This is a genomic window from Burkholderia sp. BCC1977, from assembly GCF_905339595.1.
Taxonomy (GTDB): Bacteria; Pseudomonadota; Gammaproteobacteria; order Burkholderiales; family Burkholderiaceae; genus Burkholderia.
In genome coordinates this window covers 19,440-32,882 of the sequence record NZ_CAJPGQ010000018.1, presented here as the reverse complement: position 1 = coordinate 32,882, position 13,443 = coordinate 19,440, and the positions used below count along the sequence as shown (strand labels likewise).

Below are 13,443 nucleotides of genomic sequence, written 5' to 3'. Positions count from 1 at the left end.
GGGGAAGTCATGAGAAAGGAATGGGCAGCGACCGCGTTGGCGGTGTCGCTGTTGACGGGGTGCGCCGGCGTCACGACCGGCGTGAGCGCGCTCGGGCAGCCGAATGCGTTCGCATCCGGTGCGCACGGCTACGATTTCGTTCGCACGGCCGCTCAGGCCGACGATGCCGAATACCGGCAGATCGAGACGCTCGTGCGCGACGAGCTCGCGCATCGCGGCTTCGACGCGCAGCCCGGCCAGGCCGCGGGCTACCGGCTGTCGATCGCGTATGCGACGCAGCCGGCGCCGGTCGCGGCGACGGCCGACCAGTGCGGCGCGGCAAGCAGCGCGTGCGTGACCGTCGACGGCCCGGCGCCGTTCGCGCTGCCGTTCGCGGGCAAGGTGTACCGCCACGTGCTGACGCTGCGTTTCGTCGATGCGAAGTCGGGCGCCGACGTCTATCGCGTGTCGGCGTCGCTGCGCGATCGCGATGCGGGCACGCAGCTGGCCGCGCCGACGCTCGTGAAGAGCGCGCTCGCGAAGCTGCCGTTCGAACCGGGCGACGGCTGGCTCGTGAAGACAAAAAAAGACGACGCGGGCGCAATGCCGGGCGTCGTCTCGGTGAAGCCGGCCGTCACGCGCTGACGCGCCGGCCGTGAGGTGAGGGCGGGCCCGCCGAGGCGGCGAGGCCGGCCCGCGCCGCGTTCAGGCGGCCGGTTGCCCGTTGCCGCGCGCGCGCAGGTACGCGTCGAACTCGGCGCCGACTTCCGGGTGGCGCAGCGCGAACTCGACCGTCGCCTTCAGGTAGCCGAGCTTGCTGCCGCAATCGTAGCGCGTGCCCTGGTACTTGTAGGCCAGCACCTGTTCGTCGGCGAGCAGCGCCTGGATCGCGTCGGTGAGCTGCAGTTCACCGCCCGCGCCCGGCTTCAGCGCGCGCAGGTGTTCGAAGATCCGCGGCTTCAGGATGTAGCGACCGACCACGCCGAGGTTCGACGGTGCGACTTCCGGCGCAGGCTTCTCGACGATCGCCGACATCTTGACGATCGACTCTTCCCACTCCTTGCCGTCGACGATGCCGTACGACTTCGTGTCCGACGGCGGGATCTCTTCCACGCCGATCACCGAGCTGTGATAGTGGTCGAACACGTCGACCATCTGCTTCATCACCGGCGGGTTGCCGTCGAGCAGGTCGTCGGCGAGGATCACCGCGAACGGGTTGTCGGCGACGAGCTTCTCCGCGCACAGCACCGCATGGCCGAGGCCGAGCGCTTCCGGCTGGCGCACGTAGAAGCAGTCGACATGGCTCGGCTTGATGCTGCGCACGAGCTCGAGCAGCTTCTCCTTGCCGCGTGCCTCGAGTTCGGCCTCGACCTCGTACGACTTGTCGAAGTGATCCTCGATCGCGCGCTTGCTGCGCCCGGTCACGAAGATCATCTCGGTGATGCCCGCGGCGATCGCTTCCTCGACTGCGTACTGGATCAGCGGCTTGTCGACGACGGGCAGCATTTCCTTCGGGCTCGCCTTCGTTGCCGGGAGGAACCGCGTGCCGAGACCGGCAACGGGGAATACCGCCTTGGTGACTTTCAACATGATCGAACCTTTATTCCTGTAATCGACTTGTCAGACAGTCTATGTTCACGTTCTGATTATAGTGAACGCAAACGACCTTACCGTTTGTTACGCAGGCAACCGATCGAGCTGGGCGCGCAGTTTTTCCAGCGTGCTCTGGAATTCGGCGACGCGCTTCTGCTCCTGCTCGACCACGGCCGGCGGGGCTTTCGCGACGAACGCCTCGTTGCCGAGCTTCGCGTTGCACTTCGTGATCTCGCCCGTCAGGCGCGCGATTTCCTTCGACAGCCGCTCGCGTTCGGCCGCGACGTCGATTTCCACCTTCAGCACCAGCTTGTTCGGGCCCACGATCGCGATCGGCGCGCCATGCGCTTCCTTGTCGAGTGTCGCTTCGTCGGCCAGGATCTGCACGTCCGACAGGCGGGCGAGGGCCTGGACGTACGGCGCGAACGAGCGCAGGCGCTCGGCGTCGCCGGCGGCGAGCAGCGGCACCTTGGTCGCCGGCGACAGGTTCATCTCGCCGCGCAGGTTGCGGCAGGCGTCGACGATCGCCTTCAGGTCGGCCGCCCATTGCTCCGATGCCTCGTCGATCTTCTGCAGGTTCGCGACCGGATACGCCTGCGTCATCAGCGACGCTTCGCCCTCGGCCTTGCCTTGCGGATAACGGCCGGCGAGCGGCGCGACCTTCTGCCAGAGCGCTTCGGTGATGAACGGGATGATCGGGTGCGCGAGGCGCAGCACCGTTTCCAGCACGCGCAGCAGCGTGCGGCGCGTGGCGCGCTGCTGTTCCGGCGTGCCGGTCTGGATCTGCACCTTCGCGAGTTCGAGGTACCAGTCGCAGTACTCGTCCCACACGAACTTGTAGATGCTCGTCGCGATGTTGTCGAAGCGGTAATCGGCGAAACCCTTCGCGATGTCGGCCTCGGTGCGCTGCAGGAGCGACACGATCCAGCGGTCGGCCGCCGAGAAGTCGAGGTAGCCGCCGGGGCCGCAGTCGCCCGCGCCGCACACTTCCGGCTTGTCGGCGCCGCAGTCGTGGCCTTCGCAGTTCATCAGCACGAATCGCGTGGCGTTCCACAGCTTGTTGCAGAAGTTGCGATAGCCTTCGCAGCGCGCGAGGTCGAAGTTCACGTTGCGGCCGAGCGTCGCCATCGACGCCATCGTGAAGCGCAGCGCGTCGGTGCCGAACGCGGCGATGCCGTCCGGGAATTCCTTGCGCGTCTTCTTCTCGATGGTGGCGGCCTGCTTCGGATTCATCAGGCCCGTCGTGCGTTTCGCGACCAGCGTTTCGAGGTCGATGCCGTCGACGATGTCGATCGGGTCGAGCGTGTTGCCCTTGCTCTTCGACATCTTCTGGCCTTCCGCATCGCGCACGAGGCCGTGCACGTACACGGTGTGGAACGGCACCTTGCCGGTGAAGTGCGTCGTCATCATCACCATCCGGGCGACCCAGAAGAAGATGATGTCGAAGCCGGTGACGAGCACCGACGACGGCAGGAAATGCTGCAGTTCAGGCGTTTCGTTCGGCCAGCCGAGCGACGAGAACGGCACGAGCGCCGACGAGAACCACGTGTCGAGCACGTCCTCGTCACGCTTCAGCGCGCCGGCGTAGCCCTTGGCGGCGGCCTGCGCGCGCGCCTCTTCCTCGTTGCGCGCGACGAACACCTCGCCGTTCTCGCCGTACCACGCGGGAATCTGGTGACCCCACCACAGCTGGCGCGAGATGCACCAGTCCTGGATGTTCTCGAGCCACTGGTAGTAGGTGGTCGTCCAGTTTTCCGGCACGAACTTGATCTGGCCGTTGCGCACGACGTCGAGCGAGGTTTCGGTGATCGACTTGCCCGGGTTGAACGTGCCTTCCGGCGCCGGCTTCGTCATCGCGACGAACCACTGGTCGGTCAGCATCGGCTCGATCACGACGCCGGTGCGGTCGCCGCGCGGCACCATCAGCTTGTGCGGCTTCACGGAGTCGAGGAAGCCTTCCGCGTCGAGGTCGGCGACGATCGCCTTGCGCGCGTCGAAGCGGTCGAGGCCGCGATACTGCTCCGGGCCGTTGTCGTTGATCTTCGCGTCGAGCGTCAGGATCTCGATCGGCGCGAGGTTGTGGCGCAGGCCGACCTGATAGTCGTTGAAGTCGTGCGCGGGCGTGACCTTCACGACGCCCGTGCCGAACTCGCGGTCGACGTAGTCGTCGGCGATCACCGGGATCTCGCGGCCCGTCAGCGGCAGCGTGACGAGCTTGCCGATCAGGTGCGCGTAGCGCTCGTCTTCCGGGTGGACCATCAGCGCGACGTCGCCGAGCATCGTCTCGGGACGCGTCGTCGCGACGGTCAGCGAGCCCGAACCGTCGACGAGCGGGTAGCGGATGTGCCACAGGTGGCCGTTTTCCTCTTCGCTCGCGACCTCGAGATCCGACACCGCGGTGAGCAGCACCGGATCCCAGTTGACGAGGCGCTTGCCGCGGTAGATCAGGCCCTGTTCGTAGAGCGTGACGAACACGTCGCGCACGGCGGCCGACATCTTGTCGTCCATCGTGAAATATTCGCGCGACCAGTCGGTCGACGCGCCGAGGCGGCGCACCTGGCCCGTGATCGTCGAGCCGGACTGCTGCTTCCACTCCCACACGCGCTCGACGAACTTCTCGCGGCCGAGGTCATGGCGCGACACGCCCTGCGTATCGAGCTGGCGCTCGACGACGATCTGGGTCGCGATCCCCGCGTGGTCGGTGCCGGGCACCCACAGCGTGTTCTCGCCGAGCATCCGGTGGTAGCGGGCGAGGCCGTCCATGATCGTCTGGTTGAACGCGTGGCCCATGTGCAGCGTGCCGGTGACGTTCGGCGGCGGCAGCTGGATCGCGAAATCGGGGCGTGCCGGGTCGAATGCCGGGGCGGCATAGCCGCGTTTTTCCCACTCCGGCCCCCATTGGGACTCGATGGTGTGGGGCTCGAAACTCTTCGCAAGCGTGCTGTCGCTCATGGTTGGAAATCTGCCGAAAAATGCGTGAATTGGATGCCGAATCTGACAATTATAAATGGATGCACATCGGCCAGCCATCGCCTTGCCCACGCGGGCCCGTCGGGAGGTGCGCGCCGCGCCGTGGCAGCATGCGGCCGAACGGATCGGAAACGGCATCGCGCGGCCGACTTATAATGGCGGGTCCGCATTTTTCTCGCCCGTCCGCTGCCGCTCCATGCCCGATCTGCTCGCCAATCTGAACCCTGAACAATACGCCGCCGTCACGTTGCCGAACGAACCGGCGCTGATCCTCGCGGGGGCGGGCAGCGGCAAGACCCGCGTACTGATCACGCGCATCGCGTGGCTGATCCAGCAGGGCTACGCGTCGCCGCCCACCGTGCTCGCCGTCACCTTCACGAACAAGGCCGCGCGCGAGATGATGGCGCGGCTGTCGGCGATGATGCCGATCGACACGCGCGGGATGTGGATCGGCACGTTCCACGGGCTGTGCAACCGGATGCTGCGCGCACACTGGCGCGACGCCGGCCTGCCGCAAACCTTCCAGATCCTCGACACGGCCGACCAGCTGTCGGCGATCAAGCGGCTGATGAAGGCGGCGAACGTCGACGACGAGAAATACCCGCCGAAGAACGTCCAGTACTTCATCAACAACGCGAAGGAGCAGGGGCTGCGCCCCGACAAGGTCGACGCGTCCGACAACTTCAACCGCAAGTTCGTCGAGCTGTACCAGGCGTACGACCAGCAGTGCCAGCGCGAGGGCGTCGTCGACTTCCCCGAGCTGCTGCTGCGCTGCTACGAACTGCTCGCGTACAACGCGCCGCTGCGCGCGCACTACCAGGCGCGCTTCAGGCACATCCTCGTCGACGAGTTCCAGGACACCAACAAGCTGCAGTACGCGTGGCTCAAGATGCTCGCGGGCGGCCAGAACGCGATCTTCGCGGTCGGCGACGACGACCAGTCGATCTACGCGTTCCGCGGCGCGAACGTCGGCAACATGCGCGACTTCGAAGACGAATTCCGCGTGCGCAACCTGATCAAGCTCGAACAGAACTACCGGTCGCACGGCAACATCCTCGACGCGGCGAACCAGCTGATCTCGAACAACGCGCACCGCCTCGGCAAGAACCTGCGCACCGACGCCGGCCACGGCGAGCCCGTGCGCGTGTACGAGGCGAGCACCGATGCGCAGGAAGCCGGCTGGATCGTCGAGGAGATCCGCTCGCTGATCAACACCGGGATGTCGCGCAGCGAGGTCGCGGTCCTGTACCGCAGCAACGCGCAGTCGCGCGCGATCGAGCACACGCTGATGACGTCGGGCATCCCGTATCGCGTGTACGGCGGCCTGCGCTTCTTCGAACGCCAGGAAGTGAAGCACGCGCTCGCGTACCTGCGCCTGATCGACAACCCGAACGACGACACCGCGTTTGCGCGCGTCGTGAACTTCCCGACGCGCGGGATCGGCGCGCGTTCGATCGAGCAGCTCGCGGACGCCGCGCGCCTGTACGACTGCTCGATGGCCGCCGCGATCCCGTACGTGACCGGCAAGGCCGGCTCGAGCCTCGGCGCGTTCGCGACGCTGATCGCGAAGATGCGTGCCGAGACGCAGCAGATGAGCCTGCCGGAGACGGTCGAGTACGTCGTGCGCGCAAGCGGCCTTGCCGATTTCTACCAGGGCGAGCGCGAAGGTCAGGACCGCCTCGAGAACTTGCAGGAACTCGTGAACGCGGCCACCGCGTTCGTCAGCGAGGAAGGCTACGGGCTCGATGCGCCGGCCCGCTCGATTCCGCTGCGCGCGGGCGCGATCGCGGCACCGGAGCTCGGCGCGGACGCGGACGATCCGACGGTCGACGTGCTCGATCCGGCACCGCTCGGCGACCCCGCACAGAACCCCGACACGATGACGCCGCTCGCGGGCTTCCTGTCGCACGCGTCGCTGGAAGCCGGCGACAACCAGGCGCAGGCCGGCCAGGACGCGGTGCAGCTGATGACGGTGCACGCGGCGAAGGGCCTCGAATTCTCGGCCGTGTTCATCACCGGCCTCGAGGAAGGGCTGTTCCCGCACGAGAACAGCGTGCTCGAATCGGACGGCCTCGAGGAAGAGCGCCGGTTGATGTACGTCGCGATCACGCGCGCGAAGGAGCGGCTCTACCTGTCGTTCGCGCAGAGCCGGATGCTGCACGGCCAGACGCGCTACAACGTGCGTTCGCGCTTCTTCGACGAATTGCCGGAGCACGTGCTGAAGTGGCTCACGCCGAAGGTCGAGGCGGGCTCGCGCTGGGGCGGCCGCTCGGACAATGCCGGCTGGGGGCGCGACTGGTTCGCGCGGCCGGGCGGCGGCAGTCGCGAGCAGGTGGTGGACGCGGCGGTATCCGCGCCGCTGCCGGCGTTCGCGAACAAGCAGCGCGCAGCCGACACCGGTTTCCGTGTCGGCCAGCAGGTGTTCCACACCAAGTTCGGCGAGGGCACGGTCACCGCGCTCGAAGGCAATGGCGCCGATGCGAAGGCGCAGGTGAAGTTCAAGCGGCACGGCGAGAAGTGGCTCGCGCTGGCGGTCGCGAAACTGCAGGCGGTGGAATGATGAGCATCGACATGGTTGAAACGGTATCGACGCGTCCGCTCGGCATTCTGGCCGCGCTGCCCGAGGAACTCGGCGACCTGATCGCCGCGATGCGCGCCGACGGCGTGATGAAGACGATCACGCTCGGCCGCCGCGATTACCACGTCGGCACCGTGCACGGCGCGGCCTGCGTCGTCACGCTCGCGCGGGTCGGCAAGGTCGCGGCCTCCGCCACCGTCAGCGCGCTGATCCATGTGTTCGGCGTGTCCGGCGTCGTGTTCACCGGCGTCGCCGGCGGCGTGTCGCGCACGGTGCGTATCGGCGACGTCGTCGTCGCCGATACGCTGTTGCAGCACGATCTCGATGCGTCGCCGCTGTTTCCGCGCTACGAGGTGCCGCTGCTCGGCATCACGCGGTTCGCGACCGACGCGGCGCTGACGGCCCGCCTGAAGGCCGCGTGCACGCTGTTCGTCGCCGAGGAGGGCGCGCAGTTCGCCGCGCGCTTCGGGCTGGCGGGCGCGACGCTGCACGGCGGGCTGATCATCAGCGGCGACCGCTTCGTGTCGAGCGAGCGGGAAGTCGTCGCGCTGCGCGACGCGCTGCCGGACGCGCTCGCGGTCGAGATGGAAGGCGCGGCGATCGCGCAGGTGTGTGCCGAACACGAGGTGCCGTTCGCCATCGTGCGCACCATTTCCGATACGGCCGACGACCACGCGACGCAGTCGTTCTCGCACTTCCTGTCGGCGATCGCGAGCAGCTATTCGTCCGGGATCCTCAAGCGTTTCCTGACGCTGCATGCGACGACGGCGGCCTGAAGCCGCCGTCGTACGCTCCCTCCGAGCCGGTCGACCGGCCGCGGCACGCAGGCCGCGGCCGGTTCGTCACGCCTGCTTGCGCCGGCTGCTCTCGAGATTCGGCAGGAACACCGTCAGCACGCCGATCAGCGGCAGGAACGAGCACACCTTGTAGACGAACGGGATGCTCGTCGCGTCCGCGAGCTGGCCGAGCACGGCGGCGCCCACGCCGCCCAGGCCGAACGCGAAGCCGAAGAACAGGCCGGCGACCATCCCGACCTTGCCGGGCATCAGCTCCGTCGCATAGACGAGGATCGCGGCGAACGCCGACGCCAGCACGACGCCGATGATCACGCTCAGCACGCTCGTCCAGAACAGGTTCGCGTAGGGCAGCAGCAGCGTGAACGGCGCGACGCCGAGGATCGACACCCAGATCACGTACTTGCGGCCGATCCGGTCGCCGACCGGCCCGCCGATCAGCGTGCCGGCCGCGACCGCCGCGAGGAACACGAACAGGTGGATCTGCGCGGCCTGCACCGACAGGTGGAACTTGTCGATCAGGTAGAACGTGAAATAGCTGTTGATGCTCGCGAGATAGAAGTATTTCGAGAACACCAGCAGCACCAGCACGCCGATTGCCGCGAGCACGCGCCCCTGCGACAGCGTCGGATGGCCGGCCGACGCCGCCTTCTTCTTCATCGACGGATGCTGCTTGTACCAGTGGCCGATCTGCGTGAGCACGACCATCGCGACGAGCGCGGCCGCCGAGAACCACGCGATGCTGTGCTGGCCGTGCGGGATGATCACCAGCGCGGCGAGCAGCGGCCCGAGTGCCGAACCGGCGTTACCGCCGACCTGGAACAGCGACTGCGCGAGCCCGTGCCGGCCGCCCGACGCCATCCGCGCGACGCGTGACGACTCCGGATGGAACACCGACGAGCCGCAGCCGACCAGCGCCGCCGCCGCCAGCAGCGTCGGGAAGTTCTGCGCGGCCGACATCAGCAGCAGCCCCGCCAGCGTGAAGCCCATCCCGACCGGCAGCGAATACGGCTTCGGCCGCTTGTCGGTGTACAGGCCGACGAGCGGCTGCAGCAGCGACGCGGTGATCTGGTAGGTCAGCGTGATCAGGCCGATCTGCGCGAACGACAGCGCGAACTGGCTCTTGAGCATCGGATAGATCGCAAGGATCAACGACTGGATCATGTCGTTGAGCATGTGCGAGAAGCTGATCGCGCCGAGCACCGGGTAGACGGTGCGCGCAGCGGGTGGGGCAGACGGCTGGGCGGCGGCGGTGCCGGCGCCCGTATCGAGGCTGGTTTCCATGTGAGGTGAGCGAGTTGAGGTGGCGGGACGCGCTCTGATGGGGATCGGCGCGTTCGAATCGTTGTTGCGTCAAAGAAGTGTAATGTGGCGTATCGAGAATGTCCGGCCAAGTTTTATCGCGATTCGGACATCGGTGTGACGATTCGGCCATCCCTCCTTTTTTGGCCGGGTATAACGCTGCGGCGCGTCCGCCTGCCGACGGGGCCGCGCGGGCCGGATCGGTGTTTGTCCGGACTCAAGGTGCGCCGATGGCGGCCGTAGAACGACGCAACGACAACACAGGCGTGCCTGCAGGTGCGCCGCGCCCGGAACCGGCCACGAGAGCCGGGCGGGCACCGGACGCGCGGCATGGGCCAGCCGTCGCGGGAATGCCGGCCGCCGGAACCGACCTTTCCGGCGGCGTGATCAATACGGGGATATATCGATGAAAGCAGCAGCATCATTGCATCCGCGGCCGGATGCGGCCGCCGCCGCATCCGGCGCAGCCGCCAGGCCCACCGCACGGCGCGCGCGCACCGCCCGGCCCGAACGCCGGTCGTGGACCGTCAAGGCGACGTTGCGCGCGGCGTTCGCGATCCTGCTGGCCGGCACGCTCGCGATCGGCGTGTTTTCGCTGTGGCAGATCAGCCGGTTGAACGCGTCGATCGCGTCGGTCTACGAGCAGGGGCACGTCGCGAGCCGGGCGGCGGAGGAAGTGCGCGCCGAAGTGCTGCGCGCGAGCCGCGCGCAGAAGATGCTGCTGACCGCGACGACCGCGAAGGAGCGCGACGATCTGGGCGCCGAGGTCAGCGCGGGGCTCGCGTCGATCGGCCAGGCGCTCGCGACGCTGCAGCGTTATGCGGATCCGGCCGATGCGGACGATTCCGGGCGACTGCGCGCGTTCTCGATGGCGGTCGGCACGTGGAGCGGCCATCTGCGCGATTTCGTCGCGCTGGTGCAGGCGCAGCCGCTCGACCTGTCGCAGATGAACTGGCAGGTCGGCACGCAGGACGTGTCGCTGCTGGTCGAGACCGGCAAGCTCGAGAAGCTCGTCGCGATGCTCGTGAAGACGCGCGGCGCGAAGTCGAAGGCGACGCTCGATGCGTCCGCAACGATCTTCTCGTCGTCGTTCGCGATGATCGCGGCGATGACGGCCGCGCTGATCGTGCTGGCGATCGCGATCGCCGAACGGGTCGTGCGCCGCCTCGCGTCGCAGCTCGGCGGCGAGCCCGCGGACGCGAAGGCGATCGCGGCCGACATCGCGCGCGGCGACCTGACGCGGCCGATTCCGCTCGGCCGGCACGACCGCGACAGCATGGTGCGCGCGCTGTCCGACATGCAGACCGGGCTCGCGGCGACCGTCGGCGAGATCGCCGTCAGTGCCGAGGCGATCGCGGCTGCGTCCGGCGAAATCTCGACCGGCAACCTCGACCTGTCGCGGCGCACCGAGCAGCAGGCCGTCGCGCTCGAGCGGACCGCGGCCAGCATGGAGGAGCTCACGTCGACCGTGCGGCAGAACGCCGAAAACGCGCGGCAGGCGAGCGCGCTTGCGGCCAATGCGTCGGCCGTCGCGGAGGCGGGCGGCGAAGTCGTCGGGCGCGTGGTCGCGACGATGAGCGAGATCGACGACAGCGCGAAGAACATTCGCGACATCATCGGCACGATCGAGGGGATCGCGTTCCAGACCAACATTCTCGCGTTGAATGCCGCGGTCGAGGCGGCGCGCGCGGGTGAGCAGGGGCGCGGTTTTTCGGTGGTCGCGGGCGAGGTGCGGCTGCTCGCGCAGCGCGCGGCGACCGCGGCGAAGGAGATTCGCGCGCTGATCGGCGCGTCGGTCGAGCGCGTCGCGAACGGCGCGGCGCTCGCGCACGATGCGGGCCGCACGATGGACGACGTGGTGCGGGCGGTCAAGCGCGTGACCGACATCATCGGCGAGATCTCGGCGGCGTCGGACGAGCAGAGTGCGGGGATCGACGAGATCGGCCGCGCGGTCACGCAGATGGATGCCGGCACGCAGCAGAACGCCGCGCTCGTCGAACAGGCGGCCGCCGCGGCGAACGCGCTCGACGAGCAGGCGCAGGCGCTCAAGTCGCTGGTCGGACGCTTTCACATCGCGGCCTGAGTTTCGCTGCCTCCCACCCCGTCGCGGGCTGGCCGTCCGCGACCCGCGCAGGCCGGCGCGCTGCTGTCGATCGGTGACGAACCCGGCAGCCGGCCCGTGCGCAATCCCTTACAATGCGCTTCCAAACAGCTGGGGGCCAGAACCCGCGGCGCGTGCACGCCGACCGCGGTGCGACCGCACGCCGAGCGGGTCATAACAATGACAATGACGATTTACCTGACGGGGTACCTGTGCATGCTCGCGTCCGCCGCGATCGGGCTGCGTACGCGCGCGGCCGCGTGGCGATGGCTCGCGGCGGGGATCGCGCCGGCCGCCTCGTTCGCCGTGCTGCGGGGCCGGACGGGCACCGACACGGCGATCTACCACGACATCATCGCCGGCATCTGGAGCGGCAACCTGAAGGTCGTGCCGCGCACGCTCGAACCGGGCTTCGTCTGGCTCGTGCGCGCGCTCGACTGGCTCGGACACGATCCGCGTGTCGCGACGGCGATCCTGTCGCTGCTGGTCGTCGTCGCGTGCGTCGCCGCGTTCGGCCGGAGCGCCGAGGACGCGTGCGTGTTCGCCACGCTGATCTTTCCGCTGTTCTTCTACGACATGGCGATGAGCGGCTTGCGCTACGGTGTCGCGTTCTGCGTCGCGAAGCTCGCGTCGGATGAATGGGCGCGCAGGCGGCGCGTCGCGTCGATCGCATTCGCGGCCGCGGCGACCGGCATGCATGCGTCGGCGGTGCTGCTCGTCGTGCTGCTGCAGGTCCGACGGTTGCGCCTGCTGCGTTATGCGGGGCTGGCGGTCGCGATCGGCGGCGTGCTGTTCGCGATGCATCACGACGCGCTGCTCGCGAAGGTCGGCCTCTACGCGGCGTTCACGCCGCCCGCGCAGATGTCGGGCAGCGCGCCGCTCGTGCTTGCGTTGCTGACGCTCGCCGCCGGGTGGGTACTGCTGGCGCGCATGCCGCGCACGCTCGTGTTCCTGTTCGTCTGCGAGATCGCGAGCTTCGCGCTCGCGCGGGTCAGCTACGCCGGGCTGCGTTTCCAGTGGCTCGTGCTGTTTGCGATGGGCTGCCAGTTCGTGCCGCTGCAACACGTGCCGGGCATCCGGCGCCGGCATGTGATCGTCGCACTGGTCGTGATCGGCGCCGTCGGTTTTGCGATGCGACTGCGCAACATGCTCGGCGAATACGGGCTCGGCCCGTCGCCGTTCCTGCCTTACCGGTTCTTCTGGGAATGACGCGGCCGGGCGGGGCGCCGCCGGGCCGGAGCCTCTTCACGACTTCTTCTGCTTGTCCGGATCGATGATGACCGTGCAGGTCGTGCCTGCCGACAGCACCACGTCGGCCGGCACTTCGTCGATACGGATGCGCACCGGCACGCGCTGCGCGAGGCGCACCCAGTTGAAGGTCGGGTTCACATCCGCGACGAGGTCGCGGCTTTGCGGGTTGTCGCGATCGTAGATGCCGCGCGAGATGCTCTCGACATGGCCCTTCATCACGCCGCCGCTCATCAGCCGCATCTCGGCCGGCGCGCCGACCTTCACGCGCGGCAGCTTGGTTTCCTCGAAGTAGCCGTAGACCCAGAACGAGTGGCTGTCGACGATCGCGAGCTTCGCCTGGCCGGCCACCGCGTAGTTGCCCTTGAACGTCTGCAGGTTCGTGATGTAGCCGTCGACCGGTGCGACCACGCGCGTGCGTTCGAGATTGAGCTTCGCGGCGTCGAGCGCGGCGATCGCCTGCTGGTACTGCGCATCGGCGCTCGACGCGCTGTGCGCCGCGTTCTCGCGGTTTTCCTTCGACACGACGAGCGCGTCGAGGTCGGCACGACGGGCCGCGTCGTCGCGGCGCATCTGCAGTTCCGCGCGGCGGGCGGCGACGGCCGCCTGCGCCTGCTCGACGGCGATCTGGTAGTGCGACGGGTCGATCTGCATGATCAGGTCGCCTTTTTTCACGAGCTGGTTGTCATGCACGGGCAGCTCGACGATCGCGCCCGACACGTCCGGCGCGACGTTGACGATCTCGGCACGGACGCGCCCGTCGCGCGTCCACGGATCGTCCATGTAGTGCACCCACAGCGAGCGCCCGATCAGGATCGCGACGAGAAGGATGACGGCGGTCGCGACGAAGCCGAAGAGTTTTCTGAGAATCATGATGG

The 13,443-nt window shown here is 68.1% G+C and carries 9 protein-coding genes; 5 read left to right on the top strand and 4 right to left on the bottom strand.

Annotation, left to right across the window (positions count from 1 at the left end):
* Positions 1-9: 9 nt before the first annotated feature.
* Positions 10-624, top strand: a complete 615-nt coding sequence (locus U5771_RS16780; protein ID WP_322025004.1) for a DUF4136 domain-containing protein — start codon at positions 10-12, stop codon at positions 622-624.
* Positions 625-684: 60 nt separating this feature from the next.
* On the opposite strand, the gene galU is transcribed toward U5771_RS16780, so the two are convergent.
* Positions 685-1,569, bottom strand: a complete 885-nt coding sequence (gene galU, locus U5771_RS16775; protein ID WP_322025003.1) for a UTP--glucose-1-phosphate uridylyltransferase GalU — start codon at positions 1,567-1,569, stop codon at positions 685-687.
* Positions 1,570-1,656: 87 nt separating this feature from the next.
* Positions 1,657-4,524: a valine--tRNA ligase gene (locus U5771_RS16770; protein ID WP_322025002.1), complete on the bottom strand. Its 2,868-nt coding sequence runs from the start codon at positions 4,522-4,524 to the stop codon at positions 1,657-1,659.
* Between the two features lie 214 nt (positions 4,525-4,738).
* Here U5771_RS16770 and U5771_RS16765 point away from each other — a divergent pair, with 214 nt between their 5' ends.
* Both U5771_RS16765 and U5771_RS16760 read left to right on the top strand, forming a co-directional pair.
* Positions 4,739-7,102 (top strand): UvrD-helicase domain-containing protein, encoded by a 2,364-nt coding sequence (locus tag U5771_RS16765; RefSeq protein ID WP_322025001.1) that lies wholly within the window; start codon positions 4,739-4,741, stop codon positions 7,100-7,102.
* Positions 7,099-7,896, top strand: coding sequence for a 5'-methylthioadenosine/adenosylhomocysteine nucleosidase (locus U5771_RS16760; RefSeq protein ID WP_322025000.1), 798 nt, complete (start codon positions 7,099-7,101; stop codon positions 7,894-7,896). Before U5771_RS16765 ends, U5771_RS16760 begins: the two co-directional genes overlap by 4 nt.
* A 66-nt stretch (positions 7,897-7,962) precedes the next feature.
* On the opposite strand, the gene U5771_RS16755 is transcribed toward U5771_RS16760, so the two are convergent.
* The gene (locus tag U5771_RS16755) at positions 7,963-9,198 is read right to left on the bottom strand and encodes an MFS transporter (RefSeq protein ID WP_322024999.1); all 1,236 of its coding nucleotides are present in this window, start codon (positions 9,196-9,198) and stop codon (positions 7,963-7,965) included.
* A gap of 424 nt (positions 9,199-9,622) precedes the next feature.
* On the opposite strand from U5771_RS16755, the gene U5771_RS16750 reads away from it, so the two are divergent.
* Positions 9,623-11,299, top strand: a complete 1,677-nt coding sequence (locus U5771_RS16750) for a methyl-accepting chemotaxis protein (RefSeq protein WP_322024998.1) — start codon at positions 9,623-9,625, stop codon at positions 11,297-11,299.
* Between the two features lie 198 nt (positions 11,300-11,497).
* On the top strand, positions 11,498-12,526 hold the full coding sequence (locus U5771_RS16745) for an EpsG family protein (RefSeq protein WP_322024997.1): 1,029 nt from the start codon (positions 11,498-11,500) through the stop codon (positions 12,524-12,526).
* A gap of 36 nt (positions 12,527-12,562) precedes the next feature.
* Here U5771_RS16745 and U5771_RS16740 read toward each other — a convergent pair whose 3' ends face one another.
* A complete protein-coding gene (locus U5771_RS16740) occupies positions 12,563-13,438 on the bottom strand; it encodes an HlyD family secretion protein (protein WP_047900486.1) in 876 nt (291 codons plus the stop codon).
* Positions 13,439-13,443: the final 5 nt, after the last annotated feature.